The 23,906-nt window shown below is 47.3% G+C and carries 27 protein-coding genes; 14 read left to right on the forward strand and 13 right to left on the reverse strand.

What is annotated here, in order from left to right; genetic code table 11:
- Positions 1 to 122: 122 nt before the first annotated feature.
- Positions 123 to 620, forward strand: coding sequence for a hypothetical protein (locus KNP87_RS15145; protein ID WP_214722199.1), 498 nt, complete (start codon positions 123 to 125; stop codon positions 618 to 620).
- Positions 621 to 711: 91 nt separating this feature from the next.
- On the opposite strand, the gene KNP87_RS15150 is transcribed toward KNP87_RS15145, so the two are convergent.
- Positions 712 to 1,461, reverse strand: coding sequence for a nucleotidyltransferase domain-containing protein (locus KNP87_RS15150; protein ID WP_214722200.1), 750 nt, complete (start codon positions 1,459 to 1,461; stop codon positions 712 to 714).
- A 258-nt stretch (positions 1,462 to 1,719) separates the two neighbouring features.
- On the opposite strand from KNP87_RS15150, the gene KNP87_RS15155 reads away from it, so the two are divergent.
- The 4 genes from KNP87_RS15155 to KNP87_RS15170 all read left to right on the forward strand — a co-directional run bounded on the left by KNP87_RS15155 (position 1,720) and on the right by KNP87_RS15170 (position 4,733).
- Entirely contained in the window at positions 1,720 to 2,457 is a 738-nt protein-coding gene (locus KNP87_RS15155) for an alpha/beta hydrolase (RefSeq protein ID WP_214722201.1), read from the forward strand.
- 179 nt (positions 2,458 to 2,636) lie between these two features.
- Positions 2,637 to 3,071 (forward strand): MarR family winged helix-turn-helix transcriptional regulator, encoded by a 435-nt coding sequence (locus tag KNP87_RS15160; protein WP_012370037.1) that lies wholly within the window; start codon positions 2,637 to 2,639, stop codon positions 3,069 to 3,071.
- A gap of 57 nt (positions 3,072 to 3,128) precedes the next feature.
- Positions 3,129 to 4,112, forward strand: a complete 984-nt coding sequence (locus KNP87_RS15165) for a ring-cleaving dioxygenase (protein ID WP_214722202.1) — start codon at positions 3,129 to 3,131, stop codon at positions 4,110 to 4,112.
- Between the two features lie 78 nt (positions 4,113 to 4,190).
- Positions 4,191 to 4,733 carry an NADPH-dependent FMN reductase gene (locus KNP87_RS15170; RefSeq protein WP_483299343.1) on the forward strand — a complete coding sequence of 181 codons (543 nt, stop codon included), beginning with the start codon at positions 4,191 to 4,193 and terminating at the stop codon, positions 4,731 to 4,733.
- Between the two features lie 82 nt (positions 4,734 to 4,815).
- Here KNP87_RS15170 and KNP87_RS15175 read toward each other — a convergent pair whose 3' ends face one another.
- Both KNP87_RS15175 and KNP87_RS15180 read right to left on the reverse strand, forming a co-directional pair.
- Positions 4,816 to 5,577, reverse strand: a complete 762-nt coding sequence (locus tag KNP87_RS15175; protein WP_214722204.1) for a hypothetical protein — start codon at positions 5,575 to 5,577, stop codon at positions 4,816 to 4,818.
- A 23-nt stretch (positions 5,578 to 5,600) separates the two neighbouring features.
- Positions 5,601 to 6,098, reverse strand: coding sequence for a cysteine hydrolase family protein (locus tag KNP87_RS15180; RefSeq protein WP_214722205.1), 498 nt, complete (start codon positions 6,096 to 6,098; stop codon positions 5,601 to 5,603).
- Positions 6,099 to 6,211: 113 nt separating this feature from the next.
- Here KNP87_RS15180 and KNP87_RS15185 point away from each other — a divergent pair, with 113 nt between their 5' ends.
- A complete protein-coding gene (locus tag KNP87_RS15185; protein ID WP_214722206.1) occupies positions 6,212 to 6,703 on the forward strand; it encodes a GNAT family N-acetyltransferase in 492 nt (163 codons plus the stop codon).
- Between the two features lie 110 nt (positions 6,704 to 6,813).
- On the opposite strand, the gene KNP87_RS15190 is transcribed toward KNP87_RS15185, so the two are convergent.
- Together KNP87_RS15190 and KNP87_RS15195 are read right to left on the reverse strand one after the other, a co-directional pair.
- Positions 6,814 to 8,004: an RtcB family protein gene (locus KNP87_RS15190; protein ID WP_214722207.1), complete on the reverse strand. Its 1,191-nt coding sequence runs from the start codon at positions 8,002 to 8,004 to the stop codon at positions 6,814 to 6,816.
- Positions 8,005 to 8,075: 71 nt separating this feature from the next.
- Entirely contained in the window at positions 8,076 to 8,888 is an 813-nt protein-coding gene (locus KNP87_RS15195; RefSeq protein ID WP_012370021.1) for a LysR family transcriptional regulator, read from the reverse strand.
- Positions 8,889 to 8,994: 106 nt separating this feature from the next.
- Between KNP87_RS15195 and KNP87_RS15200 the strand changes: the two genes are divergently transcribed.
- Positions 8,995 to 10,233, forward strand: coding sequence for a purine/pyrimidine permease (locus KNP87_RS15200; protein ID WP_214722208.1), 1,239 nt, complete (start codon positions 8,995 to 8,997; stop codon positions 10,231 to 10,233).
- Between the two features lie 156 nt (positions 10,234 to 10,389).
- Here KNP87_RS15200 and KNP87_RS15205 read toward each other — a convergent pair whose 3' ends face one another.
- The 3 genes from KNP87_RS15205 to KNP87_RS15215 all read right to left on the reverse strand — a co-directional run bounded on the left by KNP87_RS15205 (position 10,390) and on the right by KNP87_RS15215 (position 13,772).
- Positions 10,390 to 11,475, reverse strand: coding sequence for an MBL fold metallo-hydrolase (locus KNP87_RS15205; RefSeq protein WP_214722209.1), 1,086 nt, complete (start codon positions 11,473 to 11,475; stop codon positions 10,390 to 10,392).
- A gap of 120 nt (positions 11,476 to 11,595) precedes the next feature.
- Complete coding sequence (locus KNP87_RS15210) at positions 11,596 to 12,060, reverse strand: general stress protein (protein ID WP_251135647.1); 465 nt, start codon at positions 12,058 to 12,060, stop codon at positions 11,596 to 11,598.
- A gap of 125 nt (positions 12,061 to 12,185) precedes the next feature.
- On the reverse strand, positions 12,186 to 13,772 hold the full coding sequence (locus KNP87_RS15215; protein ID WP_214722211.1) for a peptide chain release factor 3: 1,587 nt from the start codon (positions 13,770 to 13,772) through the stop codon (positions 12,186 to 12,188).
- A gap of 412 nt (positions 13,773 to 14,184) precedes the next feature.
- Between KNP87_RS15215 and KNP87_RS15220 the strand changes: the two genes are divergently transcribed.
- Positions 14,185 to 15,432: an MDR family MFS transporter gene (locus KNP87_RS15220; protein WP_214722212.1), complete on the forward strand. Its 1,248-nt coding sequence runs from the start codon at positions 14,185 to 14,187 to the stop codon at positions 15,430 to 15,432.
- A 122-nt stretch (positions 15,433 to 15,554) separates the two neighbouring features.
- Here KNP87_RS15220 and KNP87_RS15225 read toward each other — a convergent pair whose 3' ends face one another.
- Both KNP87_RS15225 and KNP87_RS15230 read right to left on the reverse strand, forming a co-directional pair.
- Entirely contained in the window at positions 15,555 to 16,127 is a 573-nt protein-coding gene (locus KNP87_RS15225) for a histidine phosphatase family protein (protein ID WP_214722213.1), read from the reverse strand.
- A 115-nt stretch (positions 16,128 to 16,242) separates the two neighbouring features.
- Positions 16,243 to 17,043, reverse strand: a complete 801-nt coding sequence (locus tag KNP87_RS15230; RefSeq protein ID WP_214722214.1) for a globin family protein — start codon at positions 17,041 to 17,043, stop codon at positions 16,243 to 16,245.
- A 140-nt stretch (positions 17,044 to 17,183) separates the two neighbouring features.
- On the opposite strand from KNP87_RS15230, the gene KNP87_RS15235 reads away from it, so the two are divergent.
- The 3 genes from KNP87_RS15235 to KNP87_RS15245 all read left to right on the forward strand — a co-directional run bounded on the left by KNP87_RS15235 (position 17,184) and on the right by KNP87_RS15245 (position 20,052).
- The gene (locus KNP87_RS15235) at positions 17,184 to 17,624 is read left to right on the forward strand and encodes an RrF2 family transcriptional regulator (protein ID WP_026833371.1); all 441 of its coding nucleotides are present in this window, start codon (positions 17,184 to 17,186) and stop codon (positions 17,622 to 17,624) included.
- Between the two features lie 91 nt (positions 17,625 to 17,715).
- Positions 17,716 to 18,729 (forward strand): hypothetical protein, encoded by a 1,014-nt coding sequence (locus tag KNP87_RS15240; protein WP_214722215.1) that lies wholly within the window; start codon positions 17,716 to 17,718, stop codon positions 18,727 to 18,729.
- Positions 18,730 to 18,750: 21 nt separating this feature from the next.
- Positions 18,751 to 20,052 carry a VOC family protein gene (locus tag KNP87_RS15245; RefSeq protein WP_214722216.1) on the forward strand — a complete coding sequence of 434 codons (1,302 nt, stop codon included), beginning with the start codon at positions 18,751 to 18,753 and terminating at the stop codon, positions 20,050 to 20,052.
- Positions 20,053 to 20,090: 38 nt separating this feature from the next.
- Here the strand turns inward: KNP87_RS15245 and KNP87_RS15250 are convergent, their stop codons facing one another.
- Entirely contained in the window at positions 20,091 to 20,414 is a 324-nt protein-coding gene (locus KNP87_RS15250) for a hypothetical protein (RefSeq protein WP_026833374.1), read from the reverse strand.
- 92 nt (positions 20,415 to 20,506) lie between these two features.
- Here KNP87_RS15250 and KNP87_RS15255 point away from each other — a divergent pair, with 92 nt between their 5' ends.
- A complete protein-coding gene (locus tag KNP87_RS15255; protein ID WP_026833375.1) occupies positions 20,507 to 20,932 on the forward strand; it encodes a DUF2621 family protein in 426 nt (141 codons plus the stop codon).
- A gap of 32 nt (positions 20,933 to 20,964) precedes the next feature.
- Here the strand turns inward: KNP87_RS15255 and KNP87_RS15260 are convergent, their stop codons facing one another.
- Entirely contained in the window at positions 20,965 to 21,447 is a 483-nt protein-coding gene (locus KNP87_RS15260) for a CcdC family protein (protein WP_026833376.1), read from the reverse strand.
- Positions 21,448 to 21,462: 15 nt separating this feature from the next.
- Positions 21,463 to 22,161, reverse strand: a complete 699-nt coding sequence (locus KNP87_RS15265; RefSeq protein WP_214722217.1) for a cytochrome c biogenesis CcdA family protein — start codon at positions 22,159 to 22,161, stop codon at positions 21,463 to 21,465.
- Positions 22,162 to 22,374: 213 nt separating this feature from the next.
- Here KNP87_RS15265 and KNP87_RS15270 point away from each other — a divergent pair, with 213 nt between their 5' ends.
- Together KNP87_RS15270 and KNP87_RS15275 are read left to right on the forward strand one after the other, a co-directional pair.
- On the forward strand, positions 22,375 to 22,569 hold the full coding sequence (locus KNP87_RS15270; protein ID WP_026833378.1) for an aspartyl-phosphate phosphatase Spo0E family protein: 195 nt from the start codon (positions 22,375 to 22,377) through the stop codon (positions 22,567 to 22,569).
- Positions 22,570 to 22,994: 425 nt separating this feature from the next.
- A complete protein-coding gene (locus KNP87_RS15275; protein WP_214722218.1) occupies positions 22,995 to 23,885 on the forward strand; it encodes an SH3 domain-containing protein in 891 nt (296 codons plus the stop codon).
- Positions 23,886 to 23,906 lie beyond the last annotated feature (21 nt).

Below are 23,906 nucleotides of genomic sequence, written 5' to 3' on the forward strand. Positions count from 1 at the left end.
CTAATTGAGAAGCTATATCAATCATATGCTTACAACGCTGTCTCGTTTCTAGTTTTTAATGGTTCTGTTACGGGTACTAATAAATTGTAGAACGATATCAGAACTTTCTGGAGGCGGAAATTATGGCACAATATAAAAACAAGGATGCAACACACGTCGTGACGACGATTATTTTCAACGATCTGGAAAAAGCAAAAACCGGTTTTGAGATGATCAAGGACCTCGAAGCGATTAAAGAGATTGAAATGGAACAAATGGTCCTCGCCGAACGCAATGAGACGGACGGGTTCTCCTTCATCGATGCGATCGACTTCACGCAACAGGATCAATCGTTTAAAGGCTCCATGATCGGAATGGCAGTCGGCGTTGTCGGTGGACCGTTCGGCATGCTCGTCGGTTCCGTCGCCGGGTACCTGATCGGGGCAAACCGTGACGAAAAAAACGAACGCGATTCGTTTGATTTGTTTAACCGGACACTCAACCAGATTAATCCTGACCACTACGGCGTCATCATCATCAGTGAGGTCAACGAGGATTCGGAAGCGATCAACGCGATTGCCGCTGAACTCGGAGCGACCGTGCGCCGGACCGGTGAAACGTTTACGGATGAGACGGTGTGAACTAACAATATAAGGTGTACGTTTCGTCCCCGCTTTTTCGGGGACGTTTTTTATTTCCGAAAACATTCTTATGCGTGACAGATAACCAACATTAAATAAACGTTAAAGCATATCGATGCAACAACTCACGTAACCATTCATCTGAAAGCTCCATCTTGTCAGTGGACTTCGCTAAATCCTCGATCAGTATATTCTCAGGAAAATACAGACGCAGTATAGACAGGCTGTCCTCAATGGTGAATGCAAAACTCTGATCTTTTACATTAACGTGCAAGTAAGCGCCACGAATCATCCGTTTTACAAGGGATCGTTTTTCCGTCTGAGTCATCTTGCCTGCTTCTAGTTTTTCATGAGCCATACGTAGCTGAACGGATAAATCCCGGTTTAAAGCACGACTGATCCGCACGTCCGGTTTCATATCTGAAAACTGATCAGATAAGTCGAAACCATCTATACATGAACAGACATGACGTATCCAAAAGCCCCATTCATACAGATTTTCAGGACTGAGCACTGTACCAAGCATGCCTATGTCATAATCAACTTTAATAATTTCAGGATGCCGCTCCAACAAGCCTTGTGTTCCTTCTTTTAAAGCATCAATTTGAACATCCTTTCTTACAATAACCGTCAAATCTAAATCCGATTTCCCCGCAACGGCTGTGCCGCGACCGATACTGCCATATACGTATACGCTGTGAAGTACTTCGCCAAACTGTTTTTTCAACAAGCCTATCACTTCTTCAATGACAGGACGAAACATCACTTGTATATTCATTCTACTCGTTTGATTAATAATATAGCCGGCCTCATCGGTGCCAAATCGTGTAGGTAACTGCATTTAATCGACACCTCCAACTCATTTCTGTTCAGGAAAATTCAACATCATCTACGATAACCATTGGTAAATTGATACAATATTATCAAATGATTAACCCCGTCTTCAGCAAAGATAACTTGCTTTTTCTAGTAAACTCTTTTGTTAATTCAGAGATGCTTACTACTGTCGGAAATAAAATCTTATCTGATTACGAAGTGAACACGAAATAACGTACATCCATAAAAAGAGACAGATTACGAAATGAGGACTTACTTTTCTATGAGACTATTACCTCCAAAATCCTTTTATTATGAAGGTGGAAAAAAAGCTGTTCTGCTCTTACATTCCTTCACCAGTAATCCGAATGATATGAAAAAGCTTGGAAGCTATTTGCAACAAAATCAGTACTCCTGCTACGCCCCGACACTCAGTGGACATGGTCTGCCGGCAGAAGAACTTCTGAACTACGGACCAGCCGACTGGTGGCAGGATGTTCTTGGCGGTTACCAGCTACTGAAAGACAAAGGATTTGAACATATAGCAGTCGTCGGTCTCTCACTGGGTGGTGTTCTTGCTTTAAAAACAGCACAGGAGTTGCAGATCAACGGTGTAGTTACCCTGTCCGTACCGATGGATAAGGAAGCAGCCGTCCTAAAGGAACGAATCGTTTATTACGCCAAACGCTATAAACAACTCGAAGGAAAAGAGGACCAGCAGATTGCATCTGAAATGGCTGAACTGGATCACCTCCCTTTTGAATCGCTGACCCACTTCGAACACCTCATTAATCAGACGAGAGATCAGTTGGCACGTATTACCTCGCCTGTTCATGTCCTGTACGGGGAAATGGATGCCCCCTCGTACAAGACGAGTGCCGAGAAGATTTTCCAAAGCGTAACTTCGGATCAAAAAACGATTAAAGGATTTGCGCATTCGAAACATTTAATGACGTTAGGGAAAGACATGAACGAAATCAACCAAGACATTCTTACTTTTTTAAATGAACTGAAATGGTGAAGTATTCCCCCATCCTAAAGGCAACCCGTACGATACGGGCTGCCTTTTTTCATGCTGCTGTATGAATCTCGGCTCTTGTAATCAGAAACCAATCAAAACAATTGACGTCATAAAAAACAGATGGTATATTTATCTCGAATTAAAGATATATGAATTGAAGATAAAAAGAGGTGCACGAAATGGAACAGCCGAATCCGAACTTAAAAGCACTGACAGTCATGGTTCGCGCAGTCGACGCGCTTCATGAAGTCATCAAACAGGATGTTGCGAAGTCCGGACTAAATCCGACTGATTTTTCCGTACTCGAGTTGTTGTATCACAAAGGAAGGCAACCGATTCAGCTGATTGGGAAAAAAGTATTGATTACCAGCGGCAGCATCACCTATGTCATCGATAAACTCGAAAAAAAGAACTACGTCGTCCGCCAAGCCTGTCCGGAGGATCGGCGCGTGACATTTGCGGAACTCACCACAGAAGGTCAAACGTTAATGGATACGATTTTTCCGGAACATGAACAAGCCATTAATCAGGTTTTCCAAGGGATTGACCAGGCGGAAATTGAATTGTTCATTAAGACTGCTAAAAAAATAGGCTACCAAGCCCAAAATAATTAAATTTTTTTACCTATATATCTCGAATTCGAGATAATAACGATTAAGGGAGCGATTTATATGAATGAATTAAAAGGAATCCACCACGTCACGGCCATCACGAGCAGTGCCGAGAAAAATTATGAGTTCTTCACAAATGTCTTAGGCATGCGTTTGGTCAAGAAAACTGTTAACCAGGACGATATTCAGACCTATCATTTATTCTTCGCTGACGATAAAGGTTCAGCTGGTACCGATATGACGTTCTTCGACTTCCCGGGCATTCCAAAAGGAACACACGGAACAAATGAAATCTTTAAAACCGCTTTCCGCGTGCCGACGGACGAAGCACTCCACTACTGGATCAAACGATTCGATAAATACGATGTGAAGCATCGCGGCATTAAAGAACAGTTCGGTAAAAAGACCCTCTCGTTCGTCGACTTCGATGACCAGCAGTATATGCTGATTTCAGACGAGCATAACGAAGGCATTGCCTCCGGAACTCCGTGGCAAAACGGTCCGGTACCATTAGAATTCGCCATCACCGGTTTAGGTCCAATCCACATCCGGATTGCCGAATTTGACCGGTTAAAAGAAGTCTTGGAAAAAGCAATGCTGATGCGAGAGATCGATCAAGCAGGATCACTGCATTTGTTTGAAATGGGTCAAGGCGGTAACGGAGCACAGGTCATCGTCGAACATAACCTCCTCCTTCCGAGTGGACGTCAAGGGTTCGGTACCGTTCACCACGTCGCTTTCCGAGTGGAAGATACGGCCGCTTTAAATGAATGGATCAGCCGCATGCAAGACTTACAATTCAACACATCCGGCTACGTGGACCGTTTCTTCTTCGAATCATTGTATGCACGTGTGGCGCGAGGCGTCCTGTTCGAATGGGCAACAGACGGTCCCGGTTTCATGGGCGATGAGCCGTACGAAACAGTCGGAGAAAAATTATCGTTACCACCGTTCCTCGAATCGCAACGTCAACAAATCGAACAAATGGTCCGTCCGATTGATACCGTCCGAAGCACGCGGACAATCGAAAAAGAATATCTTTAATCTGGAGGAATTAACTTGAGTCTATTCAGTAAATTATTTGGTTCAAAGGAAACACCACAACAAGAGGAGGAAACGAACATGACAAAATTAAACATTGGGATTATCTTAGGATCAACACGTGAAGGCCGCTTAAGCCCACAGGTCGGGAACTGGGTCAAAGAACTGGCGGACAAACGTGGAGACGCCCACTATACGATCATTGACATCGCCGACTACAAATTGCCGCTGCTCGGCGAAAAAGACGGCGATGCATCCGGTGCAGCTGCCTGGTCTGAAGCGATCGCCGCTCAGGATGGATTTGTGTTCATCACACAGGAATACAACCACTCGATTTCCGCTTCCTTAAAAAATGCCCTCGATTATCTCCGTGTCGAGTGGAACAACAAAGCAGCCGGTATCGTCTCCTACGGTTCAGTCGGCGGCGCACGCGCAGCAGAACATTTACGCGGTATTTTGGGCGAATTGTTGATCGCAGACGTCCGGGTCCACCCTGCCCTCTCGCTGTTCACTGACTTTGAGAATGGAGCTGTGTTAAAAGCGGCACCGGTTCAAGCAGATTCCGTTAATCAAATGCTTGATCAAGTCATCCCTTGGGCTGGCGCTTTAAAAACAATTCGTTGATTATTTCATTTCCTTTAAAGAATATTTGAATACAGGCAAAAAAAACGAGAGAACTCCTTATCTTTGGGAGTTCTCTCATTTTTCATTTATTGTCTTCCGTCCACGTATCGACATACGAAACCACGTACTCTTTTTTCGTTCGACTGTACTTCGTTTCGAAGTAATAGAGGACATTCTCTTTCTGGTTCAAGACAGAATACGAATACGTCTTGTACGCTTTTGGAAAAACAGGCTGTTTTTTACCGGCTTGCTTTCCGACTTTTGAATAGTCGATATACGCGACTCTCTCATGTTTCCCAATCCCTGTTCCCGTCAGCACGCCATCCAACTGTTTTTTCGTCATCCCTTTTTTAATCTTTTGATCGTTATAGACACGTTTGGAATTGACAGCAGATGAGTCAAACCAATGTTTTTCGACGAGTTTTAACTGCTTACTATGCTCTTTTGATTTAAATACGAGCAACATGCGGACGGTTTGGAACGTCACTTCATCCGGATTGTCCGATTCATTCGATACCTTTGCATCTGGGTACAGATAAAACTCATACTTCAAATATTTCAGCTTTCCGCTTTTATCGTATGTGTTGGAATCGTTCAATTCACCACTGCACAAAAGATTAACTTTTACCTCATCTTCCGGGCGGTCACACAGGTGTTTTTTATAGTTCTTGCCATACATGCCTTTCGCAACACTGGTCATCGAGGCGTTCATTTTCAGCTTTTTAAAAGTGTCATGTTGTGTTTCCTTTTTCGTTTTCGCCACGGCTTCGTTTGACGGAAAACCTGTCAACATCAGACCTAATGAGACGGACAAGATAATCAGTACTTTAATTACATTTTTCATATTAAAAACCTCCTTCAACAACGTTAATCAACCGAAAGTAAATCATTGAATTGAACAATGTGACTGCCCTTTTTCGCATAGTATTCAATCATTTCCGGAAGTTTCTTTTTATCGTAACTCGTGATGCCGTTCGTGATCACCGTCACGTCGTAATCCAGTTTACGTAAGTTAAAGCAGGTCGATTTGACACAAGCCGTCGCGTCTCCGCCGGTCAGATAAAAGTCGGTGATGTCGTTTTGCTCAATGAATGCTGCGAACGCTTCGCTTGTTAAGGCGTTGCCCTTATATTTCGTGAAAATGTGATCCGACACGATCTTTAAATCAGGTGCCAACTCGGCACCGCGTGTTCCGGTCTTAAACGTTCTCGTTCCGGCCGATAAATTCTCGTGCCGGATATAGACCACATGCATGTTTTGTTCAACTGCCCAGTCAATCGACTGATTGATCGTCCCAATGACTTCTTTGTAGTTTTTTGTCATGTCATTTTGAATATCGATGACGACTAAAGCTTTTTTTGGCATGTGGGTTCCTCCTGATGAATAAACGGATTTTTAGTTTTGATGATGTTTTGCTTCCGATTCGGATCGGATAACGTACACTTGAGGTAAGAAGCACATTCAAGGAGGCATGCCCCGTGAAAGAAAAATACTACTTTGACGTCTTTCCTGAACTGACGAGCGAACGGCTCCTCTTAAGAGAAATCCGGTTAAGTGAAGCGAACCACATGATTGAGATTACGGTCTATGATGGTCACCAGGCACAGAACAGCCGGGATGTCATCCGGATTTTAAGTCAGATTGCCCTTGATTACCTCAACGGGGACGGCATCACATGGGGACTCTATTTAAAGTCGACCGGCGAATTCATCGGCAACTGCTGTTTTTGCAGAGGCTATCAACATAACATCGCCGAAATTGGGTATGTATTAAAACCGGATTTTCGGGGTTATGGCTATATGACAGAAGCCGTTAAAACAGTTACCCGGTTTGGACTGCAGGACATGAAGGTCACACAGATTTGCGCCTATACCGAGCTTGAAAATAACGCCTCGCAATCCGTGCTTCTGAAAGCCGGATTCGTCAAGAGTACGCATGACGAAGACACGTATAAGTTCATTTCCCCCTGACTCCTCTTGCGAAAGCAAACACCTTGCAACCTTCTGATCCATTTCCAATCAAAAGGTTGCATTTTGGTATGTCTACTTTTTTTAAAAACGTTCATTCCGGCTTCCGCCAATCACTTCGCCTTAAAGTTATAGAGCGGCTTGATGACTTTGAGTAACTCGACCGTATCCATCGTGTTCTGAATGATTTCCTCCATCGGCTTATAGACGAATGGTGACTCATCACGTGTCGATTCGACGACCGAACTCGACCAGACGTCCTGCATCGTCGCTTCAAATTCCTTCAAGTCCACTGATTTGAAGGCTTTCGAGCGGGACATGATCCGTCCTGCCCCGTGTGGTGCCGAATAGTTCCAGTCCGGATTGCCTTTTCCTTTGACGATCAGTGAACCGTCGCGCATGTTCATCGGAATGATAGCGACTTCACCGGCTTGCGCTGAAATCGCACCTTTCCGGAGAATCATCTGCTCGAGATCGATGTAGTTATGGATCGTATCGAACTGTTCCGTGACCGACCAGCCCATCGCTTCAACAATGACGTCCGTCATCGCTTGACGGTTCAGTGCCGCGTAGCGTTGGGCGATTTTTAAGTCATGTAGGTAGTTGTCCATATCGGAACCGGACACGTACGCCAAATCTTTATTGGTTTCATTGAACTGACTCTTCAACTCGACCAGAGTCGATTGGATGTCTTGTTCACGTCCCTGTTCTTTCAGCGATGCGACGATCGACGCCGTATCGACGGTGAATTGTGACGCTTCCGCCAACTTTTGATAATGCTCGGCAATCGTTTTTCCGAGATTCCGGCTGCCGGAATGAATCACGAGGTAGAGATTGTCTTCCTCGTCTGTATTCAATTCGATGAAATGATTGCCGCCGCCTAACGTACCAATCGACAATCGGGCCCGCGTTTCGTTGAACGGTGCCAATACTTGATCAAACGGAATCTGTTCCGATAACCGGTGCGGCTGATTGCGGACGGACATGCCGCTCGGAATCAATGCCTGAATCGTTGCATCCAACTTCTCATAATCGACGCCGGCTGTTCCTTCACGGTTGATTTGTGTACATAACATCCCACAGCCGATGTCGACACCGACGAGATTCGGAACCACCTTATCGTGAATTCGCATCGTCGTGCCGATGACCGAGCCCTTGCCGGCGTGACAATCGGGCATGATTCGGACATTGCCGTCGACAGCAATGTTTTCGTTCAGCATCCCCGTCACCTGTTCAATCGTCGTGTCATCGACATTGTGTGTAAAAATCTTCGCTTCGCCGTACTTTCCGCGAATCGTCTTCATTTCATCCTCCCCCTTACCTTCCTGTCTCTTGTTCAAGTATCCTATAAAATCCCTTTTTTAACAATTCGTTCTTACTCGTGGACAATCGAGACCCATTGTTGGGTCAGCGCCGATTGACCGTCTTCCGTCAACCAGACAAGAGCCGTCGTACTCGTCGCGTCCGGTAACCGTTCCCGCACCAGTCCCGTCATGTCGAGCTCGCGGAGCGTACTTTCCGGTAACAGTGTCACCGCTTGTCCACTGCGGACAAGTCCAATCAAGGTCAAGACGTCGGAACAAGTTTCCTGCGAGACGACCCCGAACTGCTGGCTGAGCGTCTGAAAGACACCAAGTCCTTCCTGACTCGGAATGATGACGTCGGCGTCAGGAAAATCAGGATGATGGATCTGATAAAACGGTTCTTCTTCCATCCACTCGATCGTGACGCCTTGTGCCTCAATCGGCAGCCGGACGAGTGCCACGTCAATCGCATGATCCTTCAAACGATCAATCAAGGCAGCGGACTCGCCCTGATGAATTTGCAACGTGATCCGGGGATGTCGTCGTTTCATCTCTTGCACCCATCCCGTCAATCGACCGGCCGACAACGTATTGACGCCGATCCGTAAGATGCCGGTCCGTCCTTCCTTGATGTCACTGACTTCAATCCGGGTTTCCGCTTCATACCGCAACAAGGAGACGGCGCGTTCATACAGCCGCTCGCCGCTGGCCGTGATCCGGATGCCGCGTCCCGCCCGTTCAATCAGCCGTACACCAAGCAACTCTTCCATCTTCCGAATTTGTTGGGTCAACGCAGGCTGTGCCATCCGCAATCGTTCCGCCGCCCGTGTGACGGATTGTTCTTCGACGACCGCGCAAAAATACCGATATTGGCGTAAATCCATATTCATCATCTCTTTCATATGTTTTCAGTCATAAATATGTATGAATCATAACATCAATCATATGATACGATGCTGAAATCAGCGATTTTTAAAGGAGACGATTTTTGTGAAACGTACGACGTCCACGGTCCAGTGGATTATCTTCTTATTAGCCAATACGATTGCCTTGCCAATCGTCGTCGCGAGCCTGTTTGATCTCTCGAGTGTCGAGACGGCCGCACTTGTCCAACGCTCCTTCTTTGTCGGAGGAATTGCCTGTTTTCTCCATGGATTGTTCGGTCACCGTTTACCGATCGTGTCCGGTCCTGCCGGCTCATGGGTCAGCATCTTTGTCGTCATCGCCGCGTTGCCGGTCGATTCAAAGACGGCCTTCACGATTGCGATGGCCGCTGTCGTCATTGCCGGCGTTGTCTTGATTTTCCTCGGGTTGACGGGATGGACCCGCTTTTTATTACCGGTCTTTACGCCGCTCGTCAGCGGAACGTTTTTGCTTTTATTATGTATTCAACTGACCGGCGTCATGCTTGGTGCCGTTCTCGCCGTCGAAGCAACACGTCTTGCCGGCATTCTGACATTCCTGCTTGTCCTCGGACTCAGTCAATTTGGTCCGACCCGCCTCCGTCCGTTCGCCTTGATGATCGGCATCGTCGTCGGCTGGTTGGTCAGCCGTCCGTCGTTACCGGAAGCGTCCGGTGTCTTTGCCGTTCCGACCGCGTTACCGTTCGGGATGCCGCAATTTGACGGCAGCGCCTTCCTGGTTGCGATTCCGTTTGCGATTCTTTTGATCGTCAACTTGATTGCCGCGTTAAGCGCCGTCGAAGCGACGATTCAGAAAAAAGGGGCCTTGAATCAGGGACTGACGGTCGAAGGGGTCATTCACTTGATCGCGGCGACATTCTCGACGCTCGTTCCGGTTCCGTTGCCGATCACAAGTGGTTTCATCGCCCAGACGGGAAGTAAGGAACGCCGTCCGTTTTTGATTGCCTCACTTGTCATCGCTCTGGTCGGGTTTTTCCCGAGTATCATCGGCATCATCGCGACGTTACCGCGCAGTGTCGCCAGTGCGGCTTTGCTCGCAACGTTACCGCACATGTTCCTGATTGCCTGGCAGTCTGCTGAAAGCAGCATGACGACCAGTCGCCGGAAGCATGCCTTTGCGATTTGTGCCGTCATCGGAATCAGCATTCTGTTGCAATCGACGGTTTTGGCGGAAATCCTGCCACTGACGTTACGTCCGTTCTTCAGTAACGGTTTATTGATCGGCACGATGCTTGTGCTTGGGTTTGAAGTCATCGAACGTTTCCGTTCACGACGTGATGCTCAATCAGAACGACTTGCCAGTTAATCTGTAGTCAACGTAAAATCCCCACTTTCTCGCAAAACGCGACAAAGTGGGGATTTTGTGTTTGAAATCATATGAAAGCAGTCCATTACACCCGGCTTCTTCCCGTGACTCCTACCACGGGAAAGGAAGACGAGTTTCACTTCACTTCATTTCACTTCACCGTACCTCACGCCACCATCTGCGTGTTTCACTGGCAGCGGTGACACTTTCGCCGATCATCGGTGTCACGACCGACACCTCATATTTTACGGCTTCTTTCAGCAAACGTTCGACCGGTTCGTACCACGGATGAAATGCCAGCGTAAACGCCGACCAGTGGACCGGAATCAGCACGTCTCCTTTAACATCGAGATGCGCAGCGAGTGTCTGTTCCGGCAACATGTGTGAACTCGACCACCGGGTATCGTATTGGCCACATTCCATGATGGTGACATCAAACGGACCATACTGTTCCCCGATCGCCTTAAAGTGTGGACCGTAGCCACTGTCTCCGCTGAAGAAGACTTTCTTCGATCCCTCAATTACCCATGACGCCCAAAGCGTCGAAAATTGATCAAGACCATTTCGTCCCGAATAGTGCCGGGCGGGTGTTGCCGTCAATCGGAGACCATTCGTCTCGACCGATTCGTGCCAATCGAGTTCCGTAATCCGGTCCGGATCCACTCCCCAGCCTTTTAGGCGGCTTGCGACACCAAGCGGGACGATGAATCGCCCGACCCGGTCTTTTAACGCCAAGATCGAATGATAATCCAAGTGATCGTAATGGTCATGCGAATAGATGACCAGATCAATCGGCGGTAACGCATCGAGATCGACCGGCGCCGTCGTTTGGAACCGTCCGCCTCCGAGTTTCGGGAACGGTGACGGCGCACGACCGAGCATCGGATCAAAGAAAATCGTTTGTTGATCGAGTTCAAGCAGGAACGCCGAATGTCCGAACCACGTCACCCGCGGCTCCGTTCCGTTCGTCCGTCGTTCAAACGGGACGACCGGCAATGGCTTGACCGGCTTTAACGACGGTAATTCCCGACCGTAATCTTTTAAAATACTTTTCATTGTCTCCCATTCCATCTTCAGTTGGAACGGTAATTCATTTTGAAACTTTCCGTTCGAAAACTGACGGGAACGCGTATACTGCTGTTGATCTGTTTTTGACGGACGGCGACCGAATAACGGATAACGGGTCATGAAGACCGCTCCAAGGACACCGAGTCCGGCTAATGCTGCTACTGTTTTTTTCATTTTCTTCACCTCTTTGATACGTCCAGTATAGCATCGGCGATTTTTAAAGCGCTAATGAACAAACTTCACTTTCCCTAAAAAAAGACGCAAAACTGAGTATCTCAGTTTTGCGTCTAGGATTTAGTCTATATCGTCCGCTTTCCATTTTGAACGATCGCTTTTATCGTGATCGGATTCGTGTTCCGACTCATAATCATTGACGCCCGGATTTTCAACTTTTCCATCATGCCGGTGCCCTTCGTCATGCAGATGGTCGCGTGAATGATCATGATTATGTCCATGGTCATGATCGTCATGTCGGTCTTTTGCAAACAGCGCGATTCCGCCCCGCTCGACTTCTTGATAATGTTGTTCTGTCTCTTGATCGGAATGCCCCACCCGCTTTAATGTTTCACGCAGTGGCGGTTCGTGACTGAATTTTGATTTGATCTGGTCGATCCATGACGCACCGGATGCCTCATCCGCCGCTTCGTCCCGTCCAACCACTGAAAAATCGGAGTCCTTGTGACCTTGCTCTTTTAACGCTTGCATTTTCTGATGTAAGCTCGACTCATCATGAAAAATTCCGATAAATTTCTTTGCCATCGTCAACACCATTCCTCTCAAAGAGATATGAATCTACAGACTTCAATTTTTACCCTTGTTTCGTCATCTCAAAACGAAAAAAAGACGTGTCTTCCGCTGAATCGGAAAAACACGTCTCACTTCGATTAATCTTTGAGTAACTGTGGTGAATCAACAAGCGTGATGACACCGTCATTTTTCTGAACAAATCGTTCGTAAACGAAGTCGTTGGCAAACAACAGAACCGGATTTTCCCAACGGTCGTAGACAAGGACGGTCCGTGAATCCGTCAACTTCTTGACTTCACTGATTTCCGTCACCTTGACCCACTTCGCGACTTGGAAGTTCGCCGCATCTTTTAAGATATCAACGCCGTACTCCCCTTTAAGGCGGTGTTCGAAGACTTCAAATTGAAGTTGTCCGATCGCGCCGAGGATGATCTCGTTGTATTCGGTCTTGTAGACCTGAATCGCTCCCTCTTGGGCGAGCTGTTCCACACCTTTTTGGAACTGTTTTGATTTCAGTGCGTTTTTCGTAAAGACTTTGAGGAACAATTCCGGTGCAAATGTCGGCAATGCTTCGTACTGAAGACTTGGATCACCGTTCGTGATCGTGTCGCCGATTTGATAGTTGCCGGAATCATACAGACCGATGACATCTCCCGCAAACGCTTCATTGACCGTTTCCCGCTCGTCTGCCATGAACTGCGTCGATTGGGATAACTTCATTTTTTTGCCGGTCCGCGTCAGGACGACTTCCATCCCGCGGTCGAATTTTCCGGTACAGATCCGCACGAAGGCAATCCGGTCACGGTGATTCGGGTTCATGTTCGCTTGAATCTTGAAGACAAAGCCGCTGAAGAATTCTTGTGCCGGCTCGATTTGTCCTTTGTTCGACTCACGTGGTGTCGGCGACGGTGACAAGTTGAGGTAATGCTCAAGCAACGGTGTGATTCCGAAGTCAACCAGGGCAGAACCGAAGAAGACCGGTGTCAATTCACCTTTCGCAATCAACTCTTCGTCATACGCATTTCCCGCTCCGTCGAGCAGATCGACTTCATCCACCAATGTATCGTACATCTCGTTGTTGATCGTTGACGCCAACTGGTCGTTCGCGAGTCCTTCTTCACCGAGATTAATCGTCAGACGGTCGTTCTTGAAGCAATGGAACTTCTCGTTGACGCGGTCATAGACGCCTTCAAACTGTTGACCCGATCCGGCCGGCCATGTGACAGCGACTGATGGAATGCCGAGGACTTCCTCGAGTTCTTCCATCAATTCAAGTGGATCACGCGCTTGACGGTCCATCTTGTTGATGAACGTAAAGATCGGAATCCCGCGCATCCGACAGACTTGGAATAGTTTTTTCGTTTGCGACTCGATCCCTTTTGCGGCATCGATGACCATGATCGCCGAGTCGACGGCTGTCAGGATCCGGTACGTATCTTCCCCGAAATCGGAGTGACCCGGTGTATCCATGATCGAGACGATTTTTTTGTCATACTCAAACTGCATGACGGATGATGTAACGGAGATTCCCCGTTGTTTTTCGATCTCCATCCAGTCGGATTTCGCAAATTTCGAGTTTTTCCGCGCTTTGACCGATCCGGCTTCACGAATCGCGCCACCGTGGAGTAAGAATTTTTCAGTTAATGTCGTTTTCCCGGCATCCGGGTGGGAAATAATTCCGAAGATCCGGCGTTTCTCGACTTCGGTTTGGAGTAATTTTGTCATGTAGGGTAATTCCTTTCACCTATATATTAAAAATCTTCTTAAAAAGTGGTTACCTCGCTCATTTTCGCAACTAGTCTATCATACCGAATTTTCGCAGTCTCGTCCATTTCACTTTGTTGACTTAATTTTCAGATTTCAAGTTGACAACTCCGCTCGATCTTCTATACGATGACGAGGAAGTTACTATGACAAGAAGGAGGAGACGTACAATGTCACAATCATTTAATCAGCAACCATCGATTTACGTATTGGCTACAACTGTACGTCACCCAATCGTTTAATTTTTAATTAAGCAGGGTGTACGTATGCGTATACGTACATGCTGCCCTCTTATATCAGGACGGGTATGCCCATATTTGTGCGTATCCGTCTTTTTTATGGTCTAAAAACGGAAGTATAAGGGGTTTTGTTTATGTTTACTGCATTAAAACAGCTTGACCGCAACATCTGGATCCGGTTCGTCGGGGAAACGATTACCGGAGTCATGATGTTCATGATTGCACCATTTCTTGTTCTGTATTATTCCGAACAACTCGATTCGTACTTTTTGGTTGGTCTCATCATGGCGACCGGACCGATCACCTCATTGTTCGGTTCCTTCCTCGGCGGGTATCTCGCCGACTTGTATGGCCGTAAACCGCTCATGGTCATCTCGATTGTCGGCGATGTCGTCGCTTTGATCGGTTTCTCATTCGCTGATTCGTTTTGGCCGTTATTGTTAATGAATGCCTTACTCGGTCTGACGAACTCCTTGTTCCACCCGGCAGCAAGTGCGATGGTCGCCGATGTCACGCCGCCAGAACGGCTCAATGAATCGTTTGGGCTCCTGCGGATGGGGCATAATGTCGGTGCTGCGTTTGGTCCGTTGATCGGAAGTGCCGTTTTATTCGTCGATCGATCGCTGATTTTCTACGCTGCCGCCGCCGTCTTTTTCGTGTATGCACTCGTCTTGTTGATCTTCATCCAAGAAACAAAACCGGATCAGATCGAACATACCGGTGACGAACCGAAGTTATCCGCCTTCACCGTCCTGCGCAAAGACAATGTCTTCTTAATTTTCATCGCAGCCGGTGTCTTCATCTCAATGGGCTTTGCCCTCGTCGAAAGCATGTTACCGGTTTTCCTGAAAGAAGCCTTACCGGGTCTGCCGAACGACAAAAACCCGTTCCCGTACTTGATGGGCTTAAACGGGATCATGGTCGTCTTGTTCCAGTTCCCGATCGCCGCCCGCTTGTCCGGCAAAGCATTCGGAAAGGTTATGCTGCTCGGAGCCTGTATTTTTGGAATCGGCATGATTTTACTCGCCTTCATTCCGTCGTATCTTTTCTCACTCGGAACGGAGTATCTGGTGCTCGTGACGGTGTTACTCGTCATCTACGCCCTCTATACCCTCGGTGAGATGATCATGTCCCCGGTCCAAATGACGTTTATCGCCTTGATTGCACCGGAACACTTGCGCGGAACCTATAATGGTGCTGCCAGCATCCAATGGTTGATCGGCGGTGTCACGGCGCCGCTGCTCGGATCCCTGTTCCTTGATTCCGGAAACGGACAATATGCGCTCGCCGGTGTCGGGGTCGCCTGTTGCTTGTCCGGCCTCGTTTACCTGGCACTCGACCGATCAATCCGGCGGGCAAAACGGTTATCACAATCCGCTTGACAGTGCGAGACTCATATCAAATAAACCCCCGGATCAGACACTCGATGTAAGTGTCCGGTCCGGGGGTTTTGTATGTACAGAATGAAGATCACACTTCCTGCTTCGCGTGTGTCATATCGCCTTCAAGCAGAACCACGTCTCCCTGATCCGTTGACTCGACTGGTCCCGTGAATAAAGGACGACGTCCACAAGTGCTCTAGGGCAGTCCCTTTGAAATGAGATAACAGCACTTTAATCGCGATGCCGTGTGTGACAATTAAAATCGTTTCTTCTTGATGTTTCACTTGTATCGCTTTTAAAAATTCAAGGAGACGATTCTTTAATACATCAAAACTCTCTCCTGTTTTTGAAGTATACAGATGAGGTGTCTCCCAAAACGCCGTATAGGCTTCCAGGTCATTCTGTTTTAAGAAATCATGTGTCTTGCCTTCCCATTCGCCCATGTGAATTTCTTTTAACCGGGCATCGGTCTGAATCGGTGTCGTTCGTCCGTCACAAATCAATTGCGCCGTTTGAAGTGCACGTTCACTCGGACTCGAGTAGACGGCTTGAAACGGGATGTCTTGCAGATGTCGCCCTAATTTTTCGGCATACAGTTGCCCTTTGGCAGTTAACGGAGAGTTTTTCCACCCTTGCAACCTGTTTTCGATATTCCATTCCGTCTCACCGTGACGGGTCAAATAGATCATTGGCATCCATTATCCCTCTTTTCCTCAATCGTGAAATATCCATTATTTTACCATTAAGGATACGTTCACGACAAACAGGACTTCTGCGTTCTTCTGAAGTCATCTCACTATTTGAGCTCCGTCAAGATGGCAAAACCCCGTCCGCGACGAACGGACTGAATATGACCGGTAACGGTTCCAATGTCCGTTGTACTTCTGTGATGAACCGGCTGGATCCACTCGCAAAGGTAATCGGGTCACCAATCGAGATCAATCCCAGGAACTGCTCGAGTTGTTCGTCCCATTCTTCTGTCTGCATACTGTGGAAAATCAACCCTTGTTTCGTCAGGACATTCAGCGCTGTCGCCAGCTTCTTCGAAGATGGCTTTTTATTGCGGACATGGAGAATCGTTGTTTTCCGTCCACTCATCAGCGCATACCGTGCTTCGTCGATGACGGCTCCAAGGTGATGATGTTCCGCGACCAACAAGACGTCAAGCCGCGCCCAATCGCCTTGATTCTTGAATTTGTAAAAATGACGGCACGTCTCGACGAGTTGATGATGGACGACTTCCCAGGCTTCCATCACCGGATCCGTCGGTGCCAATTCCAGTTCCGTCCGAATCGCCAAGAGAAGTTCTGTACTGACGATTTCCGGATAGGTCATGATAAACGATTTTGTCTGATTGATTTCGTTCAATAAGATCAATTTAAACAGTTCACTGGACTCATCCTGATTCGTCACGTGCTTTAACAGCTGTCCGAGTCGCAGAATCCGTAACTCCAAACTTTGTGTCGCAGTCGTATGACTTTCAAATCCCTGTAATTCTGCGCTATAGTTGTCTTCCAATTGTTTATAGAAACGGCTGGCAATCCGCAATCCCTTTTGTTCCATTTCCGGTCCGACTGTTTGTAACAGGTGTAACGCCTGGTCGAAATGCATGACATGACCTACCTTTCATCGCTTATTATGGCAAAATCGCCTTTTAAATTCAATCTCTAAAATGCATCTTTGATTTAACACATTCAAACTTGTACTTCCAGAAATACTTCTCTAGGATGGTGGTTAAGTAGGTGATGAAAATGCGCATGACACGTTATACGGATTATGCAATCAGATCCCTGTTGTTTGCCGGGGCACACTCTGATCGACTTGTCCGAATTCAGGAAGTAGCGGATTGTTACGACATCTCAAAAAATCATCTGATGAAAGTCGTCTATCGTTTAGGACAAAGTGGTTTGATCCATTCTGTTCGTGGTCGCGGTGGTGGATTTCGTTTAGCGAGTCCGCCGGATGAAATTTATATCGGTGACGTTGTGCAGCTATTTGAACCAACGATTCATTTTTTAGATCCACTTGAAGGTGCAGCAGAGCTGCCCTCGCTTGATCCCGCACGTGAAGCTTTTGATGACGCGATTGCCGCGTTCCATCAAGTCCTGAATAGCTACACGATAAGCGATTTACTTCATCCAACAAACGCAACACACCGACAGATCCTTGAAATGATTCCGAGCCGCGATTAATCGTGGGCGGAATCATTTTTTTGTTCGCCGACCTCATCGACGCCTTCTGATGATGTGCGTGGTATACTTGTATAAGAAAGGAGGGGTACAGATGAACCCTCATGAAGAGTTAAACAGTTTATACCTTCGTCTTAAAGAAGCCGATCCGTCACTTGAACGCGGCGAATCCCTGTGGACGATTTTCGAAGATACGACCGACGCAACACTCCGTCCCCTTGCCTTGTGGACCTTCTCTCAAAACCAATTCGACCTGGGTCACTTCCGCTCCTTTTTGGTTTCATTTTCTTTATTGATGGATTGGATCCGAAAAGATGAATTGAATTTGACCCCAAAACAGGAACTTGACCTGTACTGGAATTATAAATCTTATTTAATCTACGCGGCAGAACAAGAAGATATGCCGGTTGCTTTACTTGAAGAAGATTTTGACCGTTTCGTTGATTTTTGTGACACCCATGGGTTTTCCCGGACACGCGACTACATCGGTTTCATGCTTTACAGCAAACTGGGTGATGAAGAGCAGGCGGATCATTACCTCGCCGAATGGGTCGACGCTCCACCGGACGAACTGAGCGACTGCCCGTCTTGTGAAGGCTTCAGCCGGATGACGTATGCCATCGAACGCGGATTTGAAGACCGGGCCCTCCTGCTCTATGCAGCCATCCGCCATGAACGGGGTTGTTCCCGGATGCCGGATCAAGCCCATCCTTACATCTTACCGTTATTCATCAGCCGGAAGAAAGACCGGTTTGATTGGACGGACCAGTTGACTCAGGAAGTCAAACGCGTCAAACCGCTCTTTACAGGCGGTGACGAACCGTACCATCTTTACGCGGAGATGTACTATGACCCGAACTATGTCTGGTCAATGGAAGAGAAAAAACAATTGATTCCGTTACTGACGGACCGCGGTTACCTTCAATTCCTGCTCGCACATTATGCTGCATCGTACCGCGCCGCCCGCCATGCGGAAGTCGCCTATCTCGGTGTACTGCGCTCGAATATCTATGAAGTCGCACAAGAACTGGACCGCCGGATCGACGGACATTTTTACTTGAATTTCGTCGAACGGGAACTCAAACGGGTCACTGAATTCATCGTTTAATTCTTGAGAGGATGTGTGCCGATGTTAGATCATGTACAGCTTGCTGCCCCAACAGGTTCAGAATCACAAGCTCGGTCGTTTTATACCGGGCTTTTACATATGAAGGAAGTCGAAAAACCAAGCGGTGTCCAAGCGAGTGGCGGAGTCTGGTTCGAAGATCACGGCGCTGCGCTTCACCTCGGCATCGAAGAACCGTTCCAACCCGCTCAAAAAGCGCACCCGGGTCTGACATTCTCGCATCTGGACGACGTGGCAGCACGTTTAGGAGCAGCCGGTTATCCAATTCAGTTTGATGATCGTCTCGCTCCCCGGCGCCGTTTTTTCACGGCGGATCCGTTTGGTAACCGGATCGAGTGTATTGAACAACAACTGACACCAATCGTTCCGAAACGGCTGTCGGACGGTTCACACGTCCGCCTGCTTGCTCCGGCATCAAGTCTAGCGACAGTTGACGTCAAGACGATTGATCGTGCGATTACCGTGCTCGAATCATTGGGTCTGCGGGTCTCGATCAGCCAGCATGCCCGCGCCGTCAATCCGTTTGGGTCAAGTGATCCTGCTTGTCGGATTGATGACTTGCATACGGCATTCAGCGATCCTTCCATCGATGCGATCCTGTGTGTCCGTGGTGGGTTCAGCTCGAACGAGTTACTCGACGGATTGGATTACGCGTTGATTCGTCAAAATCCGAAAATCCTCTGCGGGTTTTCAGACATCACGGCACTCAGTCAAGCGATCTTTACGAAAAGTGGTCTTGTCACCTATTCCGGACCGATGTTGCGTGGACTGGCCGCGCGTGATGCCTATACGCTCCAAGCGTTCAAACAGATGCTGTTCACGGATGATCCGTTAACGATTCAGTCGAGCAGCAATTGGCATGATACGCAGGACGGCAAGTCCGTTACGCTTCCGAACCCCGGACAGGTTATCTTGTCATCGGGTTCTGGACAAGGACGCCTGCTCGGCGGTAACCTGTGTACGCTCAATCTCCTGCAAGGAACTGCTTATTTCCCGGACTTGCGCGACAGCATCCTGTTTCTTGAAGATGATTACGAAGTCCATCCGGCGACGTTCGCCCGCGACTTTGCCTCCTTGATGGCACAGCCCGGTGCGGACGCCATCCGCGGGATCGTCTTCGGTCGTTTCCAACTCGCGACACAGATGACCGAGGAGCAGTTACGGTATTTGGTGCAGTTGTATCCTTCGCTAATGTCCATTCCGGTCATTGCCGGTGCAGACTTTGGTCATACGATGCCGCTGTTTACGTTTCCGATTGGCGGTCAGGCCAAAATCGAGGACGGTATCATCTCAATCAGTCATTAAAAAAAGAAGGAGTCGCGGCGATCCGCACCTCCTTCTTTTTAATAGTCGAGCAATCTCGAAGCATCAATTTGACGCTTCGATCCATCCGCAAACATTTCAAGGGTTGCGAAAATGGTGTGATCCGTCAAGTCGTACCGCAACAACGTAAAGTCTTCAAGCGTCGAGATCGTCTTAAACGTCTTCCCGACGGTGAATGCCCGCTTCCGGCTGGCATCTTGAGACGGAATCGTCACGAACACGACGGTGATGTCCGTTCCGCTCGTATCATAATAAAATTCGACGACACGACCGTCCGCCGTCTCCGGTAACAGACCTTTTTGCGGCCGCCCGGATTCATCCAATTGTACATAAGGTTGTAACATCGTTCCGCCTCGCTTTCTCCGTCATTTATCATAGCATGACCAAAAAAATTATGCTAATCTATAAGTGATGTTGAAAGGGGGATGAGTCACGGATGGCATGGTTCATGAACGGAATTTTGCTCTGGGGCTTTATCATGATCACACTGATGGCGATCGGCGGTTTCTTCATGTTCCGGAAGTTCCTAAAGAAGCTTCCGAAAGAAGACGGCAAATCGATGATGGACTGGGAAGATGAATACATCGATCAGACCCGCCATTTATGGACGGATGAAACACTTGATTTATTAAACGCACTGGTCATGCCTGTCCCGGCAGCTTTTCGGGATGTGGCACGTCGAAAAATCGCCGGACGGATCGGACAGTTTGCCCTGGAAGAACGGGCGTCGAAGATGACGTCTGAGCTAGTCGTTAAAGGGTATATCTCCGCGACACCAAAACGCGATCATAAATTTTTGAAAAAAGCGCTCCGTGAACACGCCATCGACTGGCGCGATTACGAATTTTATTTCCAAAGCTAAACGGAAGGACTCTCAATTGAGAATCCTTCCGTTTAGTTTTGCGGTAAATGTTCGACATGAACGATCCCCGACTTGACTTGTTTGTACTTCAGATACATCGCAATTCGCCACGGAACGATCATTCCGAAAGCAACGAGATAGAAAATCCCGCCGGTCTCGAAGATATCGATCTGACCACCGATGATGAACTTCGCGACTGTCCGGACGATCAAAATTCCGAATAAGACGATAAAAAATGCTTTTGAACGTTGCAGATAAATCTGTCCTTGTGCTTCATAAAAGTTTGATGTCTTGATCAAAAAAATACTGAAGATCATCCCGATCAATAACGCTTCCGCCACTTCCGTCCAGGTCAAACGTGACGCCGGGTATAAAAACTGCAGCATCCCCGTCGACATCGCAAACGGCGGAATCAAAATCTTTTTAGCATTCGTCGGTTTTGCTGACGCTTTGACACGAATAAAGCTGATCAGCAACCCCATGACGAGTGCCACCCCTGTTGATACCCAAATCATCCCATCACTTCCTTGTTAAAATCCGGTGAATCCAACGATGTCACTCATCCATGCCGCAAACGTACTGATTCCATCAAAATAGAGGACGATTCCGAACAACATCATCAAGGCTCCACCGAATTTCGTCATTTTCAAGCTGTATTGCACGAATAGTCTCGAACGACCGACGAAAAATGCCATCAATAAAAACGGAATCGAAAATCCTAAGACGTAAAACAGCATGTACAACATTCCCTGGCTCGGGTTTGTCGCCGCGAGTCCAATCACACCTGCCAAAATCGGACCGGTACACGGCGTCCATCCGGCAGCAAAACCGATCCCAACGAGGACTGTACCGATGTAACCGCCCTTGCGTTCACCTAAGTTGAGCTTTTTTTCGCGCATCAAAAATGTCGGTTGCCATAAACCAAGTAAGACGACACCAAATACAAAGATGACAAGCGCGCCGATCATCCGCAACGTATCGCGGTACGTGATGAAGACGTCTGCTAACAACGAAGTCGACAATCCTAGAACAGCGAACACCATCGCAAAACCAACCAAAAACGCTAATGTATGCAACAATGAACGTTTTTCTCTGACCCCTTTTTCCTTTAAGTCCGTTACAGAGACACCGGTAATGTACGACAAGAAGACCGGGTATAACGGAAGCGTACAGGGAGAGACGAACGATAACAGCCCTGCACCAAACGCTAACCAAAGCGAGAGCTCCATTTCAGCAGCTCCTTTCTAATAAGAAGAAGTTCCTTCTCTATTTTGCCAAACTAATCAACATTTAGCACCTATTATCTTCCGAAAGATTAAAAAGTTTCGTGACGAATGAAATTACAAAAAAATTACATTTACTCAATTCACCCGAAATGTCGTTGCGCTCGTCAAATGCACTTGCTAGAATATGGATATGACACCAATGTAAGGGAGGATCCTATGACAAGCCAGCATCTATTGACTTTAGCGATTGAAGCAAAGCGAAGTGAACTCTATCATCAAGCCGATCGTTCTAGTTTCACCTCCCCGCATGTTTTAAAGCTCAGTCATGAACTTGATTTATTACTCCTTGAATACTCACGATTTGTCCAAAAGTATACCTATCCATCTTCAAACGAATCTGTTTTAGGCTAACTCGGATGAAATCTGCAAATCATAGATACAACTGAAAAAAAGCCGTTGACGGATCAATCCGTCGACGGCTTTTTCGTGTTTCTTCTATATAATGCAGTTATTTCATCTTTTTAAATCGAGCTTTACATGCGATTCATTGAAAAAATACTTTACTTTCGTCGAGCTACTCTCTTTTTGGTCTTTCCTTGAGCCTTAAGTTCGGGGAATAGTTAGAATATTTCCGCTATACTATGCCGAAAGTCCTATTTTACCATCGTTTTTCCAAGCATTATGACCTAGGCGTGACAAAACATGCATTTCTGAAATCTGTTTGTCACACTGGAGCGGTTTGTAACTTGAATGACTCCGACCTGTAAACGCACAACCCTGAATTGCCGTGTAAAGTAGGAACAGTAAACACAGCATATGTCAGGAGGACATCAATAATGAAAAAAGCAGTTTTCGCTGCAGGTCTTGCAGCAACGGCTCTATCAGTAGGATTCGCCCAAGAGACAGAGGCTGCCTCAGAGACGGTAACAGTAAATACAGAAGTATTAAATGTACGCACAGCACCTACGACGGCATCAGCGGATGTAGGTAACGTATATAAAGGTCAAAAATTAAATGTCGAAGGACGTTCTGGCGCATGGATTCAAACAAACATCAATGGCCAAAAACGTTATGTACACGGCGCTTATACATCAGCCGGTTCTTCGTTCGACTTTAAAAAAGCTACAGTCACTACGGCAGTATTAAACGTTCGTACGCAACCAACTACAAACTCTAAAGACGTTGGCAACTTGTATAAAGGCCAGTCCGTTAACGTAGAAAGCAAAGTCGGTGCTTGGATCAAAACAACAATCGACGGGAAAACACGTTACGTACACAGCGATTATACAACATTAGCAGGTTCAACAGCTAAAGCTCCAGCAGCTAAAGCGACAGCTCCTGTTGTAAAACCGGCTCCAAAACCAGCAGCTAAGCCTGCTACAGCAACAAAACAAACAACTGCAGCAAAATCAGGTACAAAAGTAACGATGAACGTTACAGCGTACACGAACGATCCATCAAACAACGGTAGCCGTCTTTACAACGGACGTGCATTAACTGCCAGCGGTTATGATGTAACAAATACGATCACGTACAATGGTATGCGTATCGTAGCAGCATCAGCACAATACCCAATCGGTACGCGCATGCACATCTCAGGTATCGGTGAAGCAATCGTTCTTGACCGTGGCGGCGCAATCCAAGGTAACAAACTTGACCTTCTCGTTGGTTCACAACAAGAAGCACTCAACTGGGGACGTCAAAACGTCACTGTAACTGTCTACTAATTTAAAAAGCAAGTAGAAATA

The sequence above is a fragment of the Exiguobacterium sp. s192 genome (assembly GCF_018618795.1).
Classification (GTDB): domain Bacteria; phylum Bacillota; class Bacilli; order Exiguobacteriales; family Exiguobacteriaceae; genus Exiguobacterium_A; species Exiguobacterium_A undae.

Coding starts and splice junctions, on each gene's coding strand:
- KNP87_RS15250 (WP_026833374.1), bottom strand. CDS start 20,414: ATGTTACAACCTTATGTACAATTGGATGAATCCGGGCGGCCGCAAAAA.
- KNP87_RS15265 (WP_214722217.1), bottom strand. CDS start 22,161: ATGGAGCTCTCGCTTTGGTTAGCGTTTGGTGCAGGGCTGTTATCGTTC.
- KNP87_RS15170 (WP_483299343.1), top strand. CDS start 4,191: ATGACAAAATTAAACATTGGGATTATCTTAGGATCAACACGTGAAGGC.
- KNP87_RS15145 (WP_214722199.1), top strand. CDS start 123: ATGGCACAATATAAAAACAAGGATGCAACACACGTCGTGACGACGATT.
- KNP87_RS15260 (WP_026833376.1), bottom strand. CDS start 21,447: ATGATTTGGGTATCAACAGGGGTGGCACTCGTCATGGGGTTGCTGATC.
- KNP87_RS15180 (WP_214722205.1), bottom strand. CDS start 6,098: ATGCCAAAAAAAGCTTTAGTCGTCATCGATATTCAAAATGACATGACA.
- KNP87_RS15255 (WP_026833375.1), top strand. CDS start 20,507: ATGGCATGGTTCATGAACGGAATTTTGCTCTGGGGCTTTATCATGATC.
- KNP87_RS15155 (WP_214722201.1), top strand. CDS start 1,720: ATGAGACTATTACCTCCAAAATCCTTTTATTATGAAGGTGGAAAAAAA.
- KNP87_RS15225 (WP_214722213.1), bottom strand. CDS start 16,127: ATGCCAATGATCTATTTGACCCGTCACGGTGAGACGGAATGGAATATC.
- KNP87_RS15270 (WP_026833378.1), top strand. CDS start 22,375: ATGACAAGCCAGCATCTATTGACTTTAGCGATTGAAGCAAAGCGAAGT.
- KNP87_RS15160 (WP_012370037.1), top strand. CDS start 2,637: ATGGAACAGCCGAATCCGAACTTAAAAGCACTGACAGTCATGGTTCGC.
- KNP87_RS15215 (WP_214722211.1), bottom strand. CDS start 13,772: ATGACAAAATTACTCCAAACCGAAGTCGAGAAACGCCGGATCTTCGGA.
- KNP87_RS15275 (WP_214722218.1), top strand. CDS start 22,995: ATGAAAAAAGCAGTTTTCGCTGCAGGTCTTGCAGCAACGGCTCTATCA.
- KNP87_RS15195 (WP_012370021.1), bottom strand. CDS start 8,888: ATGGATTTACGCCAATATCGGTATTTTTGCGCGGTCGTCGAAGAACAA.
- KNP87_RS15230 (WP_214722214.1), bottom strand. CDS start 17,043: ATGCATTTCGACCAGGCGTTACACCTGTTACAAACAGTCGGACCGGAA.
- KNP87_RS15165 (WP_214722202.1), top strand. CDS start 3,129: ATGAATGAATTAAAAGGAATCCACCACGTCACGGCCATCACGAGCAGT.
- KNP87_RS15240 (WP_214722215.1), top strand. CDS start 17,716: ATGAACCCTCATGAAGAGTTAAACAGTTTATACCTTCGTCTTAAAGAA.
- KNP87_RS15245 (WP_214722216.1), top strand. CDS start 18,751: ATGTTAGATCATGTACAGCTTGCTGCCCCAACAGGTTCAGAATCACAA.
- KNP87_RS15190 (WP_214722207.1), bottom strand. CDS start 8,004: ATGAAGACGATTCGCGGAAAGTACGGCGAAGCGAAGATTTTTACACAC.
- KNP87_RS15175 (WP_214722204.1), bottom strand. CDS start 5,577: ATGAAAAATGTAATTAAAGTACTGATTATCTTGTCCGTCTCATTAGGT.
- KNP87_RS15205 (WP_214722209.1), bottom strand. CDS start 11,475: ATGAAAAAAACAGTAGCAGCATTAGCCGGACTCGGTGTCCTTGGAGCG.
- KNP87_RS15210 (WP_251135647.1), bottom strand. CDS start 12,060: ATGGCAAAGAAATTTATCGGAATTTTTCATGATGAGTCGAGCTTACAT.
- KNP87_RS15235 (WP_026833371.1), top strand. CDS start 17,184: ATGCGCATGACACGTTATACGGATTATGCAATCAGATCCCTGTTGTTT.
- KNP87_RS15220 (WP_214722212.1), top strand. CDS start 14,185: ATGTTTACTGCATTAAAACAGCTTGACCGCAACATCTGGATCCGGTTC.
- KNP87_RS15150 (WP_214722200.1), bottom strand. CDS start 1,461: ATGCAGTTACCTACACGATTTGGCACCGATGAGGCCGGCTATATTATT.